The 19879-nt window shown below is 55.4% G+C and carries 24 protein-coding genes; 13 read left to right on the top strand and 11 right to left on the bottom strand.

Annotation, left to right across the window (positions count from 1 at the left end; genetic code table 11):
- The first annotated feature begins 42 nt into the window (after window positions 1-42).
- Window positions 43-1227: a trypsin-like peptidase domain-containing protein gene (locus OUO13_RS10195; protein WP_283173780.1), complete on the top strand. Its 1185-nt coding sequence runs from the start codon at window positions 43-45 to the stop codon at window positions 1225-1227.
- A 76-nt stretch (window positions 1228-1303) separates the two neighbouring features.
- Here the strand turns inward: OUO13_RS10195 and hisC are convergent, their stop codons facing one another.
- The 10 genes from hisC to OUO13_RS10145 all read right to left on the bottom strand — a co-directional run bounded on the left by hisC (window position 1304) and on the right by OUO13_RS10145 (window position 9234).
- Complete coding sequence (hisC, locus tag OUO13_RS10190; RefSeq protein ID WP_283173779.1) at window positions 1304-2413, bottom strand: histidinol-phosphate transaminase; 1110 nt, start codon at window positions 2411-2413, stop codon at window positions 1304-1306.
- Window positions 2414-2525: 112 nt separating this feature from the next.
- Entirely contained in the window at window positions 2526-3830 is a 1305-nt protein-coding gene (hisD, locus tag OUO13_RS10185) for a histidinol dehydrogenase (RefSeq protein ID WP_283173778.1), read from the bottom strand.
- A gap of 16 nt (window positions 3831-3846) precedes the next feature.
- On the bottom strand, window positions 3847-4497 hold the full coding sequence (gene hisG / locus OUO13_RS10180) for an ATP phosphoribosyltransferase (protein WP_283173777.1): 651 nt from the start codon (window positions 4495-4497) through the stop codon (window positions 3847-3849).
- Between the two features lie 30 nt (window positions 4498-4527).
- Window positions 4528-5796, bottom strand: a complete 1269-nt coding sequence (gene murA / locus OUO13_RS10175; protein ID WP_283173776.1) for a UDP-N-acetylglucosamine 1-carboxyvinyltransferase — start codon at window positions 5794-5796, stop codon at window positions 4528-4530.
- A gap of 12 nt (window positions 5797-5808) precedes the next feature.
- Window positions 5809-6045 carry a BolA family protein gene (locus OUO13_RS10170; RefSeq protein ID WP_283173775.1) on the bottom strand — a complete coding sequence of 79 codons (237 nt, stop codon included), beginning with the start codon at window positions 6043-6045 and terminating at the stop codon, window positions 5809-5811.
- A gap of 76 nt (window positions 6046-6121) precedes the next feature.
- Entirely contained in the window at window positions 6122-6430 is a 309-nt protein-coding gene (locus OUO13_RS10165; RefSeq protein ID WP_283173774.1) for an STAS domain-containing protein, read from the bottom strand.
- A complete protein-coding gene (locus OUO13_RS10160; protein WP_283173773.1) occupies window positions 6430-7095 on the bottom strand; it encodes an MlaC/ttg2D family ABC transporter substrate-binding protein in 666 nt (221 codons plus the stop codon). The genes OUO13_RS10165 and OUO13_RS10160 overlap by 1 nt, the downstream gene beginning before the upstream one ends.
- Window positions 7096-7172: 77 nt before the next feature.
- Entirely contained in the window at window positions 7173-7631 is a 459-nt protein-coding gene (gene mlaD, locus OUO13_RS10155; RefSeq protein ID WP_283173772.1) for an outer membrane lipid asymmetry maintenance protein MlaD, read from the bottom strand.
- A 4-nt stretch (window positions 7632-7635) separates the two neighbouring features.
- The gene (gene mlaE, locus OUO13_RS10150; RefSeq protein WP_283173771.1) at window positions 7636-8418 is read right to left on the bottom strand and encodes a lipid asymmetry maintenance ABC transporter permease subunit MlaE; all 783 of its coding nucleotides are present in this window, start codon (window positions 8416-8418) and stop codon (window positions 7636-7638) included.
- Window positions 8419-8421: 3 nt separating this feature from the next.
- Window positions 8422-9234, bottom strand: coding sequence for an ABC transporter ATP-binding protein (locus tag OUO13_RS10145; protein ID WP_283173770.1), 813 nt, complete (start codon window positions 9232-9234; stop codon window positions 8422-8424).
- A 173-nt stretch (window positions 9235-9407) separates the two neighbouring features.
- Between OUO13_RS10145 and OUO13_RS10140 the strand changes: the two genes are divergently transcribed.
- The 12 genes from OUO13_RS10140 (at window position 9408) to yjgA (ending at window position 18852) form a co-directional block, all read left to right on the top strand.
- The gene (locus OUO13_RS10140; RefSeq protein WP_283173769.1) at window positions 9408-10370 is read left to right on the top strand and encodes a calcium/sodium antiporter; all 963 of its coding nucleotides are present in this window, start codon (window positions 9408-9410) and stop codon (window positions 10368-10370) included.
- 1 nt (window position 10371) lies between these two features.
- The gene (locus OUO13_RS10135) at window positions 10372-11349 is read left to right on the top strand and encodes a KpsF/GutQ family sugar-phosphate isomerase (protein ID WP_283173768.1); all 978 of its coding nucleotides are present in this window, start codon (window positions 10372-10374) and stop codon (window positions 11347-11349) included.
- Window positions 11349-11912: an LPS export ABC transporter periplasmic protein LptC gene (lptC, locus tag OUO13_RS10130; RefSeq protein WP_283173767.1), complete on the top strand. Its 564-nt coding sequence runs from the start codon at window positions 11349-11351 to the stop codon at window positions 11910-11912. Before OUO13_RS10135 ends, lptC begins: the two co-directional genes overlap by 1 nt.
- On the top strand, window positions 11899-12432 hold the full coding sequence (gene lptA, locus OUO13_RS10125; RefSeq protein ID WP_283173766.1) for a lipopolysaccharide transport periplasmic protein LptA: 534 nt from the start codon (window positions 11899-11901) through the stop codon (window positions 12430-12432). The genes lptC and lptA overlap by 14 nt, the downstream gene beginning before the upstream one ends.
- 6 nt (window positions 12433-12438) lie before the next feature.
- On the top strand, window positions 12439-13164 hold the full coding sequence (lptB, locus tag OUO13_RS10120; protein WP_283173765.1) for an LPS export ABC transporter ATP-binding protein: 726 nt from the start codon (window positions 12439-12441) through the stop codon (window positions 13162-13164).
- Between the two features lie 132 nt (window positions 13165-13296).
- Window positions 13297-14784, top strand: coding sequence for an RNA polymerase factor sigma-54 (locus OUO13_RS10115; RefSeq protein ID WP_283173764.1), 1488 nt, complete (start codon window positions 13297-13299; stop codon window positions 14782-14784).
- 34 nt (window positions 14785-14818) lie between these two features.
- Window positions 14819-15121 (top strand): ribosome hibernation-promoting factor, HPF/YfiA family, encoded by a 303-nt coding sequence (gene hpf, locus OUO13_RS10110; protein ID WP_283173763.1) that lies wholly within the window; start codon window positions 14819-14821, stop codon window positions 15119-15121.
- A gap of 4 nt (window positions 15122-15125) precedes the next feature.
- Window positions 15126-15587 carry a PTS IIA-like nitrogen regulatory protein PtsN gene (ptsN, locus tag OUO13_RS10105; RefSeq protein WP_283173762.1) on the top strand — a complete coding sequence of 154 codons (462 nt, stop codon included), beginning with the start codon at window positions 15126-15128 and terminating at the stop codon, window positions 15585-15587.
- Between the two features lie 19 nt (window positions 15588-15606).
- Window positions 15607-16476 carry an RNase adapter RapZ gene (gene rapZ, locus OUO13_RS10100; RefSeq protein ID WP_283173761.1) on the top strand — a complete coding sequence of 290 codons (870 nt, stop codon included), beginning with the start codon at window positions 15607-15609 and terminating at the stop codon, window positions 16474-16476.
- A 33-nt stretch (window positions 16477-16509) separates the two neighbouring features.
- A complete protein-coding gene (locus OUO13_RS10095; protein WP_283173760.1) occupies window positions 16510-16779 on the top strand; it encodes an HPr family phosphocarrier protein in 270 nt (89 codons plus the stop codon).
- Window positions 16780-16936: 157 nt separating this feature from the next.
- Entirely contained in the window at window positions 16937-18295 is a 1359-nt protein-coding gene (gene mgtE / locus OUO13_RS10090; protein ID WP_283173759.1) for a magnesium transporter, read from the top strand.
- Between the two features lie 44 nt (window positions 18296-18339).
- Complete coding sequence (gene yjgA / locus OUO13_RS10085; protein ID WP_283173758.1) at window positions 18340-18852, top strand: ribosome biogenesis factor YjgA; 513 nt, start codon at window positions 18340-18342, stop codon at window positions 18850-18852.
- A gap of 37 nt (window positions 18853-18889) precedes the next feature.
- On the opposite strand, the gene OUO13_RS10080 is transcribed toward yjgA, so the two are convergent.
- Entirely contained in the window at window positions 18890-19537 is a 648-nt protein-coding gene (locus OUO13_RS10080; protein WP_283173757.1) for a hypothetical protein, read from the bottom strand.
- Between the last annotated feature and the right edge of the window lie 342 nt (window positions 19538-19879).

Here is a 19879-nt window from a genome sequence, read left to right as displayed (position 1 = left end):
GTTCGTTTTTTGGTGCAAAACTGCAGGAGGACTTAACACTCCATGTCCAAGCAATCCTTCGTTCATTCGATTCTGGTGCCAGGTCTGGTCGGGCTATCGGTGGCTCTGCTGATTCTGCTGCTGGCTCCCCAATGGGTGACCCCGGAGGCCAATCCTGTTTCAGCCCCAACCGCGGCAGTTGAAGCTGCGGCGACCAGTACTCCCGAGGTTGCCCCTACCCTGATTACCAGTTACGCCGATGCGGTGGAACTGGCAGCACCGTCGGTGGTGAACATCTATACCAGCAAGGTTATCAAACGCAAATTGCACCCACTGTTTGATGATCCACTGTTCCAGCGTCTGTTCGGCGCCAATCCGGAACCGAGCGAACGGGTTCAGTCCAGCCTGGGCTCTGGCGTGATCATGTCAGCCGACGGCTACATCATGACCAACAACCACGTGATCAAGGATGCCGACCAGATTGTGGTCGCCCTGCACGATGGCCGTGAAGCCAATGCCACTCTGGTTGGCTCCGATCCGGAAGCCGATCTGGCGTTGTTAAAAATCGAGCTGAACCAGCTGCCCGCCATCGTGATTGCCGATGACAAGCCATTACGCGTGGGTGACATCGTAATGGCCATTGGCAACCCGTTTGGTGTTGGTCAGACCGTTACACAGGGCATTGTGTCGGCAACCGGTCGAAACCGCCTTGGCCTGAACACCTATGAAGACTATATCCAGACCGACGCCGCGATTAACCCCGGCAACTCCGGCGGCGCACTGATCAACGCCTACGGCAAACTGGTGGGGATCAACACCGCCATCTTTTCCCAGAGCGGCGGCAGCGAAGGCATCGGTTTTGCCATTCCGGTAAAAGTAGCACAGCGCGCCCTTACCGACATCGCCAAACACGGCACCACCATTCGTGGCTGGCTGGGCATTGAGGTTCAGGAAGCCACACCACGCTTGCTGGATGCGCTGGGCCTGCCACAAGCTCTGAAGGGCCTGATCGTGACCAATCTGTATGACGGCGGCCCGGCACTGGCAGCGGGTCTGCAAGTCGGCGATATCATCATCAATATCAACGGTGTCGACGCCAATGATGCCCACACCGCCATGAACCAGATTGCCGCATTGCATCCCGGTGACAGCATTCGTATCCGTTACATGCGTAATGGCAAAAGTGCAGAAACCACTGCGATTGCTGGCCAACGCAAGCCTCAGGCAGAGCCAACTTCCCAGAAGTAATCCCCGAAATACGGAAAAATACGTAAATCATCAACGGCCCCGATATTCGGGGCCGTTTGTTTTTCATCATTCAGAATCAGGCCAGCAAGGTCTGCAGGGCACTCAGCAGCGCGGCGTTTTCCGGTTCCGAACCAACGGTAAAACGCAGGCAGCCCATCAGGGATGGATGACCGCCGTCCAGACACTTGATCAGAATCTTCTGCTGTTTCAGTTGCTCAAACAATTCACGCGCCTGACGATTGGCAGGCACTCGTGCCAGCACAAAGTTGGCCTCGGATTCATACACCGCAAACCCCATGGCGCTCAGGGAATCCTGCAGGACGGTGCGGGTTGCCTTGATCTGTTCACACTGCTGCACCAGCACCGGGTAATGGCGCAGGGCAAAGGCGGCGGAGGCCTGGGTCAGGACGTTGATGTTGTACGGCATCCGGATCTTGTCGAGTTCGTGCAGCCATTCCGGACGGCCAATCAGCAGACCCAGACGCAAACCGGCCAGCCCCACCTTGGAGAGAGTACGCATCACCACCACATTGCTGTATTCATCCAGCAAGTACAGGTGCTGACGGCTCGAGAATGGCAGGTAGGCTTCATCCATTACCACCAGACCGGGCTGGGCATTGGCCGCACAGGCTTCGATGATGCTGCGCATGGCGGCTTCATCCCACAGATTGCCGGTCGGGTTGTTTGGCTGCGCAAGAAAGACCAGCGCAGGTTGATGCTCAGACACCGCCGCCAGCATGGCGTCGGCATCCAGCTCAAAGTTATCTGCCAGCGGCACACCTGCGTAATTCAGACCCACGAAGGTGGCAATCATTTTGTACATCACAAAACCCGGCTCCGGCGCCAGAATAGTCGCGCCCGGACGAGCCACCGCCATTGCCAGAATCTGGATGATTTCATCCGAGCCATTGCCCAGCAGGATGTCGTACTGATCCGACACCTGCATGGCGGCCCGCAGGCCATCCACCACGTCCGGCGCTTTCGGATGCGGATAACGATTGAGCGCGACGTCGGCCAACAGCTGCTGCCATTCGGTCAGCATGGTTTGTGGCCAGCGATATGGATTTTCCATGGCATCCAGCTTGATCATGCCGCTGGCATCCCCCACCGGGTAAGCATGCAGGGCGCGGATTTCCGGACGAATCAGTTGTTCAATCTGCTGTTGCAGGGACACTTGGGAAGTCATGACGATGAGCCTGTAAAAAAGCCTGCGAAGGCCGGAAAAAGCTGACAAAAAGTCAGAAAAAAGCCGAAGAAAAGGCCGCACTGGGCGGCCTGTTCTGAACGATCCGAAGGGATCAATCCTTGATGCGGTATTCCGCAGAACGGGCGTGAGCGGTGAGGAACTCACCACGCGCCAGAGTCGACGCTACCTTGCCCAGTTCAGAAGCACCATCCGCTGAGCACATGATCAGGGAAGAACGCTTCTGGAAGTCATACACACCCAGCGGTGACGAGAAACGCGCGGTGCCGGAGGTTGGCAACACGTGGTTCGGGCCAGCACAGTAGTCACCCAGTGCTTCAGCGGTGTAACGACCCATAAAGATCGCACCGGCATGACGCACGTCTGGCAGCCAGGATTCCGGATCAGCCACCGACAGCTCCAGGTGTTCTGGCGCAATACGGTTGATGATAGCCAACGCGTCTTCACGGCTGCTGGCGTGAATCAGGGCACCACGACCTTCCAGAGACGCACGGATAATGTCCTGACGTTCCATGGTTGGCAGCAGACGGTTGATGCTGGCCTGTACTTCGTCGAGGAAGTCGGCTTCGGTGGAAACCAGAATCGCCTGGGCATCTTCGTCGTGTTCTGCCTGGGAGAACAGGTCCATGGCAATCCAGTCCGGATTGGTCGCACCGTCACACACCACCAGAATTTCGGATGGACCGGCAATCATGTCGATACCCACAGCACCAAACACCATACGTTTGGCAGTGGCGACGTAGATGTTGCCCGGGCCAACAATCTTGTCGACACGGGGCACAGTGGCAGTACCGTACGCCAGAGCAGCAACTGCCTGGGCACCACCAATGGTGAATACGCGGCTGACACCGGCAGCAGCAGCAGCAGCCAGCACCAGCTGGTTCAATTCACCACCCGGAGTTGGCACCACCATAACAATTTCTTGCACACCGGCTACGTGTGCCGGAATAGCATTCATCAGCACGGAGGACGGGTAAGCAGCCTTGCCACCAGGAACATACAGACCAACACGGTCCAGCGGAGTCACTTTCTGACCCAGCACGGTGCCGTCGGCTTCGGTGTAACGCCAGGAATCCTGACGCTGGTGTTCGTGGTAGGCACGCACACGAGCAGCAGCAGCCAGCAACGCATCACGCTGCAGTTCTGGCAGACCATCAAGAGCGGCTTGCAGCTGCTCCTGATTCAGTTCCAGCTGGGCCATGGTTTCAACGTTCATGCGGTCGAAACGGTTGGTGAATTCAATAACCGCTTCGTCACCACGGCTACGCACGGCGTTGACGATATCGGTAACGGCTTGCTGTACACCGGTATCGGAAACCGATTCCCAGGACAACAAGGCATTCATGGTCTGGTCAAAGTCCGCAGCAGTTGACTCAAAACGGCGGATAGTAATGCTCATGAACTCTCTCCTGCTCTCAGCGTGACTTCTGCTTCTGACGTTCTACCGCGGCACCGATCTGGTCAATGATCGGCTGGATCTGGGCGTGTTTGACCTTCATGGCGGCACGGCTGGCGACCAGACGAGAGCTGACCGGAGCGATCAGGTCACGGGCTTCCAGACCATTGGCCTTGAGGGTGTTACCGGTATCCACGATATCCACAATCAGGTCGGCCAGACCCATGATTGGCGCCAGCTCCATACCACCGTACAACTTGATGATATCAACCTGACGGCCCTGCTCAGCGAAATAACGCTTGGCAACATTCACAAACTTGGTGGCAACCTTGATTCGGCCTGCTGGCAGCGGCACACCCTTGACGCCTGCGGTCATCAGGCGACAGGTGGCGATGTTGAGGTCGAGTGGCTCACAGAGGTTGTCACTATCGTATTCCAGCAATACATCCTTGCCAGACACACCAAGGTCCGCCGCACCGTACTCCACATAAGTCGGCACGTCTGTCGCACGAATCACCACCAGTTTGATGTGCTCATGGTTGGTGTCGAAGATCAGCTTCCGGCTTTTGTTGATGTCCTCGGCAGGATGGATCCCCGCTTCCGCCAAAAGCGGCAGGGTGTCATCCAGAATCCGGCCCTTGGAGAGGGCAATGGTCAGCGGTTGGGTCATGTCATCCTCGGTCTGTAGGCAAGCAGGGGATCAGCCGGTTACGCGGCGGATATTGGCACCCAGTTGCTGGAACTTTTCTTCAATACATTCATAACCACGGTCGATGTGGTAAATGCGATTCACATCGGTGGTGCCATCTGCAACCAGTGCAGCCAGAACCAGAGATGCTGATGCACGCAGGTCGGTCGCCATTACCGGTGCACCTTTCAGGCGCGGCTTGCCGGTGACAATGGCGGTGTTACCTTCCACGTGAATCTCCGCTCCCATCCGCACCAGTTCTGGCGCGTGCATGAAACGGTTTTCAAAAATGGTTTCGATTACGGTACCCACCCCTTCCGCTACCGCATTCAGCACCACGAACTGGGCTTGCATGTCGGTCGGGAATGCAGGGTGTGGTGCAGTTCGGATATTCACCGCTTTCGGACGACGGCCAGTCATATCCAGCTGAATCCAGTCCGGACCCGTGGTGATGGTGGCACCGGCTTCCTGCAGTTTGATCAGCACCGCTTCCATCAGCTCAGGATCGGTATCGCGGGTTTTGACACAGCCACCAGTAACGGCAGCCGCCACCAGATAGGTACCGGTTTCGATACGGTCTGGCAGGACGCGGAATTCGCAACCGTACAGTTTTTCAACACCGTCAACCACCAGGGTATCAGAGCCTACACCTTTGATCTGTGCACCCATGGCGTTCAGACAGTTGGCGAGGTCGACCACTTCCGGTTCACGAGCGGCGTTTTCGATCACGGTACGACCATCCGCCAGCGCAGCGGCCATCAGGATGTTTTCAGTACCGGTTACCGTCGGGGTATCCAGGAAGATATGGGCGCCACGCAGACGGCCACCTTCCGGAGCGGTAGCACGGATGTAACCATCCAGCACCTCAACGGTTGCACCCATGGCTTCCATACCACGCAGGTGCAGGTCGACCGGACGGCTACCGATGGCACAACCACCCGGCAGACTCACTTCCGCCACGCCGTAGCGCGCCAGCAGAGGGCCCAGTACCAGAATGGATGCACGCATGGTGCGTACCAGATCATATGGGGCAACCTGGCTGTGAACATTGCGACAGTCGGTTTCCACCGACATGTCTTCGTTGATGGCGACCTCAACGCCCATACACCCCAGCAGTTCAAGCATGGTGGTGATGTCGTGCAGATGCGGCAGGTTACCTACACGCATAACGCCTTCCGCCAGCAAGGTGGCGGCCAGGATCGGCAGGGCAGAGTTTTTGGCACCGGAGATGCGCACTTCACCCTGGAGGCGGTTGCCACCGACAATTCGCAGTTTTTCCATCAGGACACCCGGTCAGACGCCAGCTTTTTCAGCGGGAGTAAAGGTTTTGATAATCACCGCATGCAATGCACCACTGGTGATCAGCGGGTTCAACGCGGCGTAAACCAGCTGCTGACGCTTGACGGCATTCAGGCCAGCGAATGCTTCGCCAACGCCTTCAACCTGAAAATGATAACCATCGGTTTCGACATTCCAGTCGATATCCGGGTAACGATCCTGCAGCAAAGAGAGAATTTCGGACGGTGCCATGACGCTCCACCAGTCAAATTACAGTGAAGCGTCAGATAATAGCGGATTTGGCCGTCCAGAATAAGGGGAAGTACGGTCAGGCAGGCGTACAAAAAGCAGCAAACAGCTCATCGAGGTCGCTGACCTGTATGATCGGGCGCAAATGGTCAGGCAAAGCCTCGATACGCAGGGTCACTCCAGCCTTTTCAGCCGTGCGAATCCAGTCGAGCAGCAAGGCTACTCCGACGCTGGAAACCCGCTCCACCGCACTCATGTTTACCGTCCATTGACCACCGCTGCGGGCGATCAGATCTCGCCCGGCTTCCAGCACTGGTACCACTGTATCCGCCAACAGATCACCGGACAGATTGGCCTGCCCGGCATTCAGCGACTGCAATGCAGCCATCAGCCTGCTCCTTTCGGGCGACGCAGTTCGCGGCCCTGGTCTTCGAGATTTTCGATCCAGTCTTCAATAGCAGCACCAATGTTGCCATCGTTTTTGCGCACCAGCTCGTCGAACTGATCCTTGAAGAGTTTGCCTACGTTGATGCCGTTTACAATCACGTTCTGAGCCATCCAGGTACGGGTCGCGTAGTTCACGTACATACTCTGGGTAATCGGAAACACCTTGCCACTCGGAGTAACCACTTCGAGGTCTACCAGCGTATTGGTTGCGGTGTGATCAAAATCCTTGCGCGGAGGCAGCATACGGACTTCATAGTCAGTGAATTCAATCAGTCCCGTAGCGTAGGAGCTCAGCAGGCTGCGCTTGAATGCCAGTGCAAATCGCTGACGTTGCTCTTTCGACGCATTGAAGTAGTGATCGCCCATAATGATGCGGGTCAGGCGACGAAAATCGACCATTGGTCCGAGAACATCTTCCAGTTCCCAGTAGAAAGTGGCCTTGTCGCTTACATAGATATGCCGGTTGGCATTGATCTTTTCCATTACTTTCGTGGTGGTTCGACGCACCACTTCATGCGCCTGCTCAGCAAGCTCATTCGAATCTGCCGCCCTTACCTGTGCAAGGGGAGCCAATAAAATCATTATCAACGCCAGCATTCTGATCATGATGTCTCCTTGTCCCTTCCTTAAGTCATAGAACAGTACTTACCTGTACCTGATTATGTTAAGCCCGCAGGCTTTGATCACTCCTTGGCCTTGCTGAACAGGAAACGGCCGATCAGTTCTTCCAGAACCAGCGCAGATTGAGTGTCCTCAATCCAGTCGCCATCTTTCAGATACTCTTCTTCCGCCCCGACCGACAGACCAACGTACTTTTCACCCAGCAGACCCGCCGTCAAAATCGCCGCGGATGTATCCTTGGAAAGTGTACTCATGGATTTGTTGATCTCCATTTCCACTACCGCGGAATACCATTTGTCATCCAGGTAAATTTTGGTCACACGACCGATAGTGACACCGGCCATCGACACCTTGGCGCGCTCATTGAGGCCACCGAGGTTATCAAAACGTGCACGTACGGTGTACGTGTCGGCGGCATCGTCCATCGACAAACCGCTCACCCGCAACGCCATCAGCACCAGAGCGATCATGCCCAGCACCATAAAAACGCCGACTGAAAATTCAACTGTACGCTTGCCCATATTCTTACACGCCTCCAAACATCACCGCAGTCAGCACAAAGTCCAGCCCCAGCACCGCCAGAGAGGACACCACCACCGTCTGGGTGGTTGCCTTGCCAATACCTTCCGACGTCGGAATTGAAGCGTACCCCTGGTACACCGCAATCCAGGTCACCACCCAGCCGAATACAAACGACTTGAAGATGCCCTTGGCCACATCGTTATAAAACTCGACCGCCGCCTGCATATTGCCCCAGTAGGCACCGTCATCAATGCCCAACATGTCTACAGCAACAAAGGCGCCACCCCAAATCCCCACGGTACTGAAGATCAGCGCCAGAATCGGCATGGAGATAATACCGGCCCATAATCTCGGAGTTATGACACGCTTGAGCGGATCAACACCCATCATTTCCATGGCTGACAGTTGTTCGGTGGCCTTCATCAGACCAATTTCCGCCGTCAGGGCTGAACCGGCGCGCCCCGCAAACAGCAGCGCTGTTACCACCGGGCCCAGCTCACGCAACAGCGTCAGCGACACCAGTGTTCCGAGTGCCGCTTCGGATCCAAAATCCACCAGAATAGTGTAGCCCTGCAGGCCCAGCACCATACCAACAAAGAAGCCAGCCACAGCAATAATGCTCAGCGAACGCACACCCACCGAAAAGATCTGGCGAACCAGATCGGCGAACCCGGCACTGCCGGGCCCCCCCCACATCAGGGAGTTGGCAAACAGCAGGGTGGCGCTCCCCAGTGACTCGATGACCTGAACGCCGTAACGTCCCATGTCAGCAATACGATTCAGCATGGATCAGCGACCTCCCGAGAGAATATCCTGGCGATAATCAGGCGCCGGATAATGGAATGGAACCGGACCATCCGGATCCCCTCGCAGGAACTGGCGAACTTCATCAGAGCCCTCATTTAACAACTCTTCTGGTGTACCAAAACCGATGACCCGACCGCCGGATACCAGACACAGATAGTCGGCTATCGAACAGGACTCTTCCACATCATGCGACACCAGCAGACTGGTCAATCCCAGCGCGCTGTTAAGGCCGCGGATCAACTTGACAATCATCCCCATCGAAATCGGGTCGAGACCGGTAAACGGTTCGTCGTACATGATGAGTTCCGGGTCCATGGCGATGGAGCGCGCCAGCGCCACACGGCGGGCCATACCACCGGACAGTTCGGCCGGATTGAGATCACGCGCACCACGCAAACCAACCGCTTCCAGTTTCATTAATACCAGATCACGGATCACGGACTCCGGCAGCGACGTGTGTACGCGCAGCGGGAAAGCAACATTGTCAAAAACGGATAAATCCGTAAACAGCGCACCGGTCTGGAACAACATGCCCATCTTCTGCTTGCGCAGTTCAAACAGCTGTTGACGGCGCAGTTTGCCGATCTCCTGACCGTCGACCACGATGGTTCCGGAATCCGGAGTCAACTGGCCGCCGATCAGACGCAACAGTGTAGTTTTGCCGGTGCCACTGGGACCCATAATGGCGGTCACCTTGCCACGCGGAAAATCAACGCTGAGGTTGTTATAAATAAGGCGGTCTCCCCGACTGAAAGTCAGGTTACGCACGGATACATAAGGCTGGTCAGTTGCCATGCAAACGTCCTTTGCGGGACCAGAAAATTTCGGCGTAGCATAACGGATCGGCGAATGATAACCAACGCAGCAGCTCACAAGCCGCTCGACGGTCACAAAACGCATTGTTCCGATTGCGCATCCATCCCCCTTGGGTACAATGCCCGCTCACTTACGCAAACCACAGGAATACTATGCTTTCAGCACTGTTTGCGGTTGTTATCGGACTGATGGTTCTGGTCTGGAGCGCCGACAAGTTTGTCCTGGGTGCCGCGGCCACGGCTCGCCGCCTCGGCATGTCTCCTTTGCTGGTCGGTCTCACGATTGTGTCGATTGGTACGTCTGCCCCTGAACTCTTTGTATCTGCCGTTGCGGCCCTTGACGGTGTCGGCAACCTGGCCATCGGTAACGCGGTTGGCTCCAACATCACCAACATTGGCCTGGTACTGGGTGTTACCGCCCTGATTGCACCAATTCCACTGCAACAAAAACTGCTGCGCAAGGAACTGCCTTTAATGCTGCTGGTGACCGTTCTCGCCAGCCTGACGCTGGTGGATCTGGAGTTGACCCTGATGGATGCCATATTCCTGATGATTGGCATGGTGGTCGCCATGTACATCCTGTTCCAGGAATCTGACGATGCAGGCGAAGCACTGGTCGATGAAGACGAAGCCGCAGCGATTGAATCGCTCTCCTCCCAAATGGCCATGATGTGGCTGGTCGTAGGCCTGCTGGCACTGATGGCCAGTTCCAAGGCACTGGTCTGGGGAGCTACGATTATTGCGCAGAGTTATGGCGTCAGTGATCTGGTGATTGGCCTCACCATTGTTGCGATTGGCACCAGCCTGCCAGAACTGGCGGCCTCTGTTGCTTCGGCCATCAAGGGACATCACGAGATTGCTATTGGCAACGTGATTGGTTCCAATATTTTCAACCTGCTGATGGTCATGCCAATTCCAGGTCTGCTGGCCGGCATCAAGGTTGAACCCCTCGCGCTTTATCGCGACGTTCCGGTGATGATTGCCTTCACGGCAGCTCTGCTGGTTCTGTTTATCCTCAGTCGCAAGAGAGGCCAACTCGGACGTGGCAGCGGTATTTTGCTGTTAGGTTCGTTTGTTGGTTACCTGCTGTCCCTGTTTTTATTGGCTAATGAATAAGATGAGCATCAATTTCGACTTTGATTTTTTGGGTTCAGCCCATCGCACCATCCGTCTGGAGCAGGAAGCTATTGGCGGTCTTGTCAGCCATTTTACCGAAGACTTTAGCCACGCCTGTAGCCTGATTCTGAACTGCAAGGGCCGTGTTGTCGTAACCGGCATGGGCAAGTCCGGTCACATCGGTAACAAAATCGCAGCAACCCTCGCCAGCACCGGCACTCCGGCGTTTTATGTACACCCGGGTGAAGCCAGCCACGGTGACATGGGGATGATTACCCGTGATGACGTAGTGATTGCCCTGAGTAACTCCGGCGCCACCAACGAAGTGACCAGTCTGCTGCCACTGCTGAAACGTATGGCTACCCCACTGATCAGCATCACCGGCAACCCGGAATCACCGCTGGCCAAAGCAGCCGAAGCGCACCTGAACGCCGCCGTTGCCCAGGAAGCGTGCCCGCTGGATCTCGCTCCAACCTCCTCTACTACCGCCGCTCTGGTACTGGGTGATGCGTTGGCAATTGCCCTGCTGGAAGCACGTGGTTTTACCGCAGAAGACTTCGCCTTCTCTCATCCGGGTGGCAGCCTCGGCCGTCGCCTGTTGCTGAAAGTGGAAGATATCATGCACACCGGCAGCCAGATTCCGGTTGTCAGCGAACAGACCAGTCTGTCCCGCGCGCTGCTGGAAATGACATCCAAGGGGCTAGGCATGACCACTATCCAGAACGCGGCCGGCGAACTACGCGGTATTTTTACCGACGGCGACCTGCGTCGTGCCATCGACCATGGTATCGATATTCACACCGCCTCTATGGGTGAACTGATGAACCCCGGATGCAAAACAGTGGATCAGAACACCCTGGCGGCAGAAGCTCTGAGCATGATGGAAAGCAGCAAGATCAACGCTCTGGTTGTTCAGGAAGAAGGCCGCACGGTTGGCGTGGTCACCATGCACGACATGCTGCGTGCAGGCGTGATCTGATGCGCAAACGCTGGTTACTGTTACTGCTGGCCGTCCTGTTTGCTACAGCACTGCTGATGGTCGAACGGTATACCGGCGAACTGGGCATCAGTGTCGGCTCCGTCAGTAACGCGGAGCCCGACTATTACGGCCAACAGCTGCAGCATCGCCGCTACGATGTCAGCGGTCGATTACAACAGACCCTGTTATCCCAGGGGTCGAGCCACAATCCCCATACTCGCCAGACCCATCTCGAACAACCGGTTATCCTCACCCGGGATGACCAGCAGCAGACCTGGCGGGTCAGTGCTGCCGATGGCTACATCGGTGATGGCAACAGTCTGATTGAGCTTGCCGGTGGCGTTCTGGTCGATTCCCAACCCACCCGCGCCAACCAGCAGTTTCTGACCATCAGCACCGAACGCCTGATGTATTCTCCCGACGATACCACGGCGTGGTCAGATGTTCCGGTTCATCTCAACAGCAACAGCGGCAACTCCGATGCTGGCGGCATGAAACTGGACCTCAATCGTCAGCGCCTTGAGCTGACCGGAAAAGTGAGTACCCGATATGCAAAACCCTGAACGTCTCCTCACCACCCTCTTGTTATTACTGGCCAGCAGCTTCACCCAAGCGCTGCAGGACGACTGGCAACAGGAAATGATTATCCAGTCCAACAGCGCCGAACTGGATCGCAAAAGCGGAATGGTCGTGTACGAAGGCAAGGTACAACTGACCCAGGGCACGCTGAAAATCGAGGCCGACCGTCTGGTTCTGATGTTTGAAGGCAAACACCTGCAGCAAGCGATTGCCAACGGCAACCCGGCCAACTACGAGCAAAAAGTCAGCAAGGACAAACCGGTGACAAGGGCCTCTGCAGAACGCATCGACTACTTTGCTACCAGCCGAGAGGTCGCCTTTACAGGAAATGCGGAACTGCGCCAGGACAGCAACCTGTTCAGTGGTGAAGTGATTCGTTACAACATCAACACCGAAACCGTCACTGCACGAGGTGCAGAAAGCACCACGCCAGGCAAGCAGGAAGAACCGAAACAGCGCATCCGGGTCGTCATCCAGCCCGATGACGCCGGCCCAGCGGAGTAAATCGGTATGAAAATTCTGCGCGCCCAGCATCTGGCCAAAAGTTACAACGGCCGAGCAGTCGTCAAGGATGTATCACTGGAAGTCCACAGCGGCCAGATTGTCGGCCTGCTTGGCCCCAACGGTGCAGGCAAAACCACCTGTTTTTATATGATTGTGAATCTGGTGCAGGCCGACAAGGGCCGCATCAGCATCAATGATGAAGACATTTCCCATCTGCCCATGCATGGCCGCGCCCGCCGCGGCATTGGTTATCTGCCACAGGAAGCCTCGATTTTTCGCAAGCTGAGCGTCGAAGACAACATCATGGCGATTCTGGAAACCCGCTCCGACCTCAACCGGCAGGAGCGCCAACAGGCTCTGGAAGACTTGCTGGATGAGTTTCATATCCAGCACATCCGCAAAAGCGCCGGCATGGCGCTGTCCGGTGGTGAACGCCGACGGGTCGAGATTGCCCGGGCACTGGCGGCAGAACCCGCATTTATCCTGCTTGATGAACCCTTTGCCGGTGTTGACCCGATCTCGGTATCCGACATCATGGACATTATCCGTCAGCTCAAGGCGCGCGACATTGGCGTACTGATCACCGACCACAATGTCCGCGAAACCCTCGCCATTTGCGAAAAAGCCTATATTGTTGGTGGAGGCCACATCATTGCAGAAGGTGATGCCGAAACGGTGCTGGCCAACGAACAGGTTCGTGCGGTATACCTTGGCCAGGACTTCCGACTTTGATTGTCGGCTTGTTCTGGCGCTATGATGCAGGACAAGCAAACAATAACAGTTTTACGAAAGGGGCATTTGCAGGCGACACGCCTTCCGTATAATGCACAGTTCATGCCGACAACCTATGACGTATAACGCTGTATGAAAGCATCGCTTCAGTTAAAGATGGGTCAGCAACTGACCATGACCCCTCAGTTGCAACAGGCTATCCGGTTACTTCAGCTCTCTACTCTGGATTTGCAACAGGAAATCCAGGAAGCGCTGGATTCCAATCCCATGCTGGAAGCCGAAGATCCAGATTACGAAGAATATGGCGAAAATAGCGTTCATCAGGATCTGAGCATCAACACCGACGTGTCGACGACGACCGACCATGACGAAACCCAGGAACTGGGTGATCAATGGTCCGACGACAAGATGCCGGATGAACTCCCTCTCGACAGTCAGTGGGATGACACATTCCAGACCACCGCAGGAGTCAGCAGCGGCAGCGGCGCTTCCGGTGACGACGACTACGATTACGACTCCCGTCACGCCACCACCGATGACCTCCAGGGTCATCTCGAATGGCAACTCAACCTGACACCGATGACTGACACCGATCGCGAGATCGCCATCATGCTGATTGATGGTGTTGATCAGGACGGTTACCTGCACACCACCATCGAAGACGTTCTGGGCTCCATGGATCCTGAGCTCGGTGTTGAAGAAGACGAAGTCCGCGCCGTACTCAAGCGCCTGCAACAATTCGACCCGGCCGGTGTATTTGCCCGCGACCTTCGAGAATGTCTGCTGCTGCAACTCAACCAGTTGCCAACCAACACCCCCTGGCTAGAAGAAGCCAAACTGGTAATTGGTGAACACATTATCCTGCTAGGCAACAAGGATTACCCAACCCTGATGCGCAAGGCCCGCCTGAAAGAGGAAGACCTCAAGGCCGTGCTGCGACTGATCAAGGAACTCAACCCTAAGCCGGGCGCAGGCATCAGTGCCGAACAGCCGGAATACGTAGTGCCGGATGTCATCGTCCGCAACGTGCGTGATGAATGGCGGGTTGAACTGAACCCGGAGATTGCGCCCAAACTGCGCGTCAATGCCGACTATGCCTCGCTCGTTCGTCGCTCCGACAGCAGCGCCGACAACGCCTTCCTGAAAGACCACCTGCAGGAAGCACGCTGGTTCATCAAGAGCCTGCAGAGCCGTAACGAAACCCTTTTGAAAGTCGCCACCAAGATTGTTGAATACCAGATCGAGTTCTTCGAAGAAGGCGAAGAAGCCATGAAGCCGTTGGTATTACATGACATCGCCGAAGCCGTTGGTATGCATGAATCGACCATTTCACGGGTGACCACCCAGAAATACATGCATACCCCGCGTGGCATTTTTGAACTCAAATACTTTTTCTCCAGTCACGTCAGCACGGATGCCGGCGGAGAATGCTCATCCACCGCTATTCGTGCCATGATCAAGAAACTGGTATCAGAGGAGAACCCACGCAAGCCGCTCAGCGACAACAAGATCGCCAGTCTGCTGGGAGACAAGGGCATTCAGGTTGCCCGTCGTACCGTTGCCAAATATCGGGAAGCCATGCTGATTCCGCCATCCAACGAGCGTAAACAGCTGGTCTGATTATCATGAGGGCAGAGAGCCCGGAGGAGTTGTTATGAATATTAATATCAGTGGCCACCACGTCGAAATCACCGAATCCATGGAAGCTTATGTTCTGGAAAAGATGACCCGTCTGGAACGTCACGCCGAGTCTATTACCTCCGCCCAGATTACCCTGACCGTAGAGAAAGAACGCAACATGGCCGAAGCTACTATCCATGTTAGCGGTACCGACCTGCACGCCACCGCCGAAAGCGACAACATGTACGCCGCCATTGACCAGATGGCGGACAAGCTGGACCGTCAGGTCCTGAAGCACAAGGAAAAACTGGTAGCACGCCACCACGGTCAAGGTTGATCTCATGAGTATAGAAGTCGCCGACATTCTGAGCCCGGCCCGGACACTGTCCGCGGTCAACGTCACCAGCAAGAAAAAACTGCTGGAGTTGCTGGCATCGGTAGTAGCCGAAGAAGTTGAAGGCAGTTCTGCTGACGACATCTTCGACCGCCTGCTGGGACGAGAACGCCTGGGAAGTACCGGTATCGGTTCCGGTATCGCCATTCCACATTGCCGCCTGCGTCAATGTGAACAGGCTGTCGGCGTACTGCTGCACCTGCAGGAGTCCATCGACTTTGACGCCATCGACCACAAGCCAGTGGATCTGGTCTTTGCCCTGCTGGTGCCAGAAGAAGCAACCGGTGACCATCTGCAGATTCTGGCCACCCTGGCCCGAAACTTCAGTGACAGCGACTACTGTAGTCGCCTGCGCGAAGCGCTCGGAGACGAGCAGCTCTACGTTCAGGCAATCAAGAGCGTTCAATAACGCCCGAGGAGACGACAGTATGAGACTAGTCGTAATCAGTGGTCGTTCCGGTTCCGGAAAATCCAGTGCGCTGGCCGTACTGGAAGATCTCGGTTTTTACTGTATCGACAACCTGCCAGTAGATTTGTTATCCGCCCTGTCATCACTACCTTACGCTGCCGAAAAACGCACCCGGGTAGCCGTCAGTGTCGACGTACGCAACCTGCCAGACAATATCGAGCAGCTCACCGCCGTCCTCAACGATTTGCCTCGCCAGTATCAGCAGCTGGACATTGTTTTTCTCGACGCTACCGAAGAAGTACTGCTACAGCGCTTCAGCTCGACCCGGCGTAAACACCCGCTCACCAACGCAGAAGTATCTCTGGCGGAAGCAATTGAGCGCGAGACCCACTTGCTGGAACCCATCGCCAATCTGGCCGACCTGACGTTGGATACCACACGAATATCCGTTCACGAACTACGCAGTCTTATCAAACTGCGAGTGGCGGGGAAAAACAGCCCCGACATGGCCGTCCTGTTCCAGTCGTTTGGTTTCAAACAGGGAATCCCGCTGGATGCCGACTTCGTCTACGATGTTCGCAACCTGCCGAACCCTTATTGGGATCATCAGCTTCGCCACCTGACCGGTCAGGACGAGGCTGTTATTGAATTTCTTGGCAAACAGCCAGAGGTAAACGCCATGTTTGCCGACATCTGCCAGTATCTGGAGCGCTGGTTGCCCGAGTTCGAAAAAAATAACCGCAGCTACCTCACCGTCGCCATCGGTTGCACCGGTGGTCAGCACCGCTCGGTTTACTTGTCGGAACGTCTTGCTAAAGCTTTCCGCGGCCATTTCACCAATGTTCAGGTTCGCCACCGCGAACTGCGCTGCTCATCCGGCAGCAATTAATCACCCCCCTCCGGGCTGGAGAATAAAAACAGCATGATCAGCGTAGAGATCACCATCATTAACAAACTGGGTCTGCATGCCCGTGCCGCAGCCAAACTGGTTACATTGGCCTCTGCCTATGGCAGTGTTATCCGCATCGGTTATCCAAACCGTATGGTCGATAGCAAAAGCATCATGGCCGTAATGATGCTGGCAGCCGCCAAAGGCACTGCACTGCAATTACAGGCCGAAGGTGATGATGAAGCTGCAGCTGTCGAAGCCATCTCCGATCTGATCAATCGTCGTTTTGACGAAGAAGAATAATCCCATCCGGTCATTTACCGGCCTGAAATCCACCTGAAAAATCAGGCACATGGCGCAACACTGCGGGCGCATTCGTGGTATCTGCTGATAAATCAGGCTATGATTGCGCTGAATCAATTCCAGTACCCAGCATCGTTAACAGCAGTCCGGGAATCCGATGGCAGAACCCAGCGAAAAGGCCAGAGCCAAACTTTTAAGCCTCAATGAAGCGCTGGAATCCGGTGCCATCAGCCGCGTGCGCCGGATCATCAACTCGGGTCTGGCACCTGTTGACGTTGCCCACCTGATCGAGTCCTCACCGCCGCGCGACCGTAAACTCCTGTGGGATCTGGTCGACAAGGAAATCGAAGGTGAGGTACTGCAATACCTCAGCGATGATATCCAGAGCCAGTTCCTGAGCGACATGAGTGCGGCCGAAGTAGCCGACATGACTGCCGATCTGGATGCCGACGATGTCGCCGACATGCTGCAGCAGCTGCCGGAACGGGTGATTCAGGAAGTTCTCGACTCCATGGATCACCAGGATCGTTCGCGCCTGGAAGCCATTCTCGGTTACCCCGAGGACAGTGCCGGTGGTCTGATGAACACCGACACCATCACCATCCGCCCCGACATCACCCTCGACGTAGTGCTGCGTTACCTGCGCCGTCACCAGTCACTGCCAGACATGACGGATAACCTGCTGGTGGTGAATCGTCAGAGCGAATTTATTGGTGTATTACCCATTCGCAAACTGCTGGTGAGTGATCCGCAACAAACCGTACGTGAAGTGATGTCGACCGGTGGTGTCACCGTGATTCAGGCCACCCAGCATGAAACGGAAGTTGCGAAACTGTTTGAACGCCACGATCTGGTATCGGCACCAGTGGTTGATGCCAATGGCATCCTGCTCGGCCGTATCACCATCGACGACGTGGTAGACGTAATCCGTGAGACCGCTGACCACTCCCTGATGAGTATGGCTGGTCTGGACGAAGACGAAGATACCTTTGCTCCGGCGCTTAAAACCGCACGCCGACGTGCCGTCTGGCTGGGCATTAACCTGATCACCGCCTTTATTGCCTCAGCGGTGATTGGCATGTTCGACAAAACCATCCAGCAGGTAGTGGCATTGGCGGTTCTGATGCCCATTGTTGCCAGCATGGGCGGGATTGCAGGCAGCCAGGTATTAACCCTGGTGATTCGCGGTCAGGCGCTTGGACACCTGAGCAGTGCCAACTTTACCTGGTTATTCAATCGCGAGCTGATTGTCGCTGCTCTGAATGGCGTGCTCTGGGCTATCGTTATTGCGATCATTACCTGGTTATGGTTTGGCGACGAAATGATTGCGGTGATAATAGCGGCTGCGATCATCATTAACCTGATGGCCGCGGCAGTAACCGGTGCTGCATTACCCCAGATTCTGAAATCCCAGGGCATTGATCCGGCTTTGGCCGGCGGGGTGATTCTCACCACCGTGACCGACGTGGTCGGCTTTATGTCATTCCTTGGCCTGGCGACCCTGTTTTACCTCTGATTTTCCGGCTGTCATGCGTGGCAGCCTTACCTGTGAGTTTGACAATGAAACACTACGAAGACGATTACCAGGATGATGAAGTCAGCAAGTCCGCGGTGAAACGCGAGATGGAACGCTGGCAGAAACTGGGTGAACGCCTGACGGAACTGAACCAGTCCGTTTGGGCGCAGATGCCAATTTCTGAAACCCTGCGTGTCGCTCTGGAAGAAAACAAACGCCACAAGCAACACGGTGCCCGTCGTCGTCACCTGCAGTACATAGGTCGTCTGATGCGCGACGAAAACGTCGACGCGATTCAGGAAAAACTGGATCTGATGGACCCATCCAGCGAAGCCTATGGCCGCCGTCAACGTCAGTTTGAACTGTGGCGTACTCGCCTGGTAAACGAACCGGATTCACTCAACGAATATATCGAGCTGAACCCGGAAGTAGATCGTCAGCAGTTACGCAACCTGGTGCGTAATGCCCAGAAAGAAGTGGCGGGTGAAAACGGTCGTCCTGGCACAGCCTTCAAGAAACTGTTCCAGTTCATCAAGGGCGAAGCGTCGGAAGACTGAGCCCCGCTGGGAGACTCATCATCAAGAGTGGCAACCGTCATGCGGTTGCCGATTCCTTACGCAGGTGTTTCATCAAGGCACCAATCAGCGAATGATTACGGTGTTGCACCAGTTTCACCGGCTCCGCAACACGGTTAACCCGAGTCACCAGTCCTGCGGACCAGGCTGCCGAATAAAAACGCAGCACCTCACATTCGTTAATCCCCAGAATTTTACCCGCCAGAGCAATCGACGTTGGACGTGCAGAAAACAGCGCCGCCAGACGAAAGGTATTACGTGATGCCGGCACCCGGGTCAGGTTTGGCCAATGCTGCAGACGCACCACGTCATCACGACGACAACCCATATGCATACAATTACGCTCTTCTGTGTATGAATTGAATGCCAGAGTCCAGAGCAGATCTTCCAGATTGCGACCACTCTCCGCCGACAACAATTTCAGCGATGAATCACCGGCATCCAGACGCTGCCAGTCACACTGACCTTCCAGTACCAGCTCATGCAATGTCGGCAGCAGATTATCGGGATCAAAATAACGACCGATATCGCCGCGAATTACCAGCCGCTTGCTAGCGCATACAAGTGCGGCACACTGATGCGACTCCGCCAACCCGCGAATCCGCTGAACCAGATTTTCGCTGGCAGCAAGGTGCTGGGTACGCATAAACGATACGATTGAAGCCATGATAATCTCCTGCTGATGAAGGTGTTGTCCCACCACCCTGCATCCGCTTGCCGCTCTGCCCTGTAACCGCCTTCAGGCCCAGAGAGAAAACGACTGCTGACAAAATTCTGAGGATGCGTATGTGGTTAACGTTTCGGTACACTGACCGGACCGGGCTTTATGTAGGAATGTCCTACAATCCATACGCAATAAATAATACTCCATAATAATGAACGCTCACACCCGCCGAATAACCTGTTCTATTACTGAACTGTCGTGCAATTCATAAAAATAGAAAAAACCACACGGTTTCAATTGGATAGAAAGCCAGCGCGCTATTAGTCAAAAAGTATCAAGACCAGT

Source organism: Parathalassolituus penaei, from assembly GCF_026626885.1.
In the GTDB taxonomy this organism is placed as follows: domain Bacteria; phylum Pseudomonadota; class Gammaproteobacteria; order Pseudomonadales; family Oceanobacteraceae; genus Oceanobacter; species Oceanobacter penaei.
Note: the sequence above shows the minus strand (reverse complement) of the source record. Positions and strands in the feature narration are given on the sequence as shown.

Coding starts and splice junctions, on each gene's coding strand:
- ptsN (WP_283173762.1), top strand. CDS start 15,126: ATGAGTATAGAAGTCGCCGACATTCTGAGCCCGGCCCGGACACTGTCC.
- lptB (WP_283173765.1), top strand. CDS start 12,439: ATGAAAATTCTGCGCGCCCAGCATCTGGCCAAAAGTTACAACGGCCGA.
- OUO13_RS10115 (WP_283173764.1), top strand. CDS start 13,297: ATGAAAGCATCGCTTCAGTTAAAGATGGGTCAGCAACTGACCATGACC.
- mlaE (WP_283173771.1), bottom strand. CDS start 8,418: ATGCTGAATCGTATTGCTGACATGGGACGTTACGGCGTTCAGGTCATC.
- OUO13_RS10160 (WP_283173773.1), bottom strand. CDS start 7,095: ATGATCAGAATGCTGGCGTTGATAATGATTTTATTGGCTCCCCTTGCA.
- OUO13_RS10170 (WP_283173775.1), bottom strand. CDS start 6,045: ATGGCACCGTCCGAAATTCTCTCTTTGCTGCAGGATCGTTACCCGGAT.
- hpf (WP_283173763.1), top strand. CDS start 14,819: ATGAATATTAATATCAGTGGCCACCACGTCGAAATCACCGAATCCATG.
- OUO13_RS10140 (WP_283173769.1), top strand. CDS start 9,408: ATGCTTTCAGCACTGTTTGCGGTTGTTATCGGACTGATGGTTCTGGTC.
- OUO13_RS10195 (WP_283173780.1), top strand. CDS start 43: ATGTCCAAGCAATCCTTCGTTCATTCGATTCTGGTGCCAGGTCTGGTC.
- hisC (WP_283173779.1), bottom strand. CDS start 2,413: ATGACTTCCCAAGTGTCCCTGCAACAGCAGATTGAACAACTGATTCGT.
- OUO13_RS10145 (WP_283173770.1), bottom strand. CDS start 9,234: ATGGCAACTGACCAGCCTTATGTATCCGTGCGTAACCTGACTTTCAGT.
- lptC (WP_283173767.1), top strand. CDS start 11,349: ATGCGCAAACGCTGGTTACTGTTACTGCTGGCCGTCCTGTTTGCTACA.
- lptA (WP_283173766.1), top strand. CDS start 11,899: ATGCAAAACCCTGAACGTCTCCTCACCACCCTCTTGTTATTACTGGCC.
- rapZ (WP_283173761.1), top strand. CDS start 15,607: ATGAGACTAGTCGTAATCAGTGGTCGTTCCGGTTCCGGAAAATCCAGT.
- OUO13_RS10135 (WP_283173768.1), top strand. CDS start 10,372: ATGAGCATCAATTTCGACTTTGATTTTTTGGGTTCAGCCCATCGCACC.
- hisG (WP_283173777.1), bottom strand. CDS start 4,497: ATGACCCAACCGCTGACCATTGCCCTCTCCAAGGGCCGGATTCTGGAT.
- hisD (WP_283173778.1), bottom strand. CDS start 3,830: ATGAGCATTACTATCCGCCGTTTTGAGTCAACTGCTGCGGACTTTGAC.
- OUO13_RS10095 (WP_283173760.1), top strand. CDS start 16,510: ATGATCAGCGTAGAGATCACCATCATTAACAAACTGGGTCTGCATGCC.
- yjgA (WP_283173758.1), top strand. CDS start 18,340: ATGAAACACTACGAAGACGATTACCAGGATGATGAAGTCAGCAAGTCC.
- OUO13_RS10080 (WP_283173757.1), bottom strand. CDS start 19,537: ATGGCTTCAATCGTATCGTTTATGCGTACCCAGCACCTTGCTGCCAGC.
- murA (WP_283173776.1), bottom strand. CDS start 5,796: ATGGAAAAACTGCGAATTGTCGGTGGCAACCGCCTCCAGGGTGAAGTG.
- mgtE (WP_283173759.1), top strand. CDS start 16,937: ATGGCAGAACCCAGCGAAAAGGCCAGAGCCAAACTTTTAAGCCTCAAT.
- mlaD (WP_283173772.1), bottom strand. CDS start 7,631: ATGGGCAAGCGTACAGTTGAATTTTCAGTCGGCGTTTTTATGGTGCTG.
- OUO13_RS10165 (WP_283173774.1), bottom strand. CDS start 6,430: ATGGCTGCATTGCAGTCGCTGAATGCCGGGCAGGCCAATCTGTCCGGT.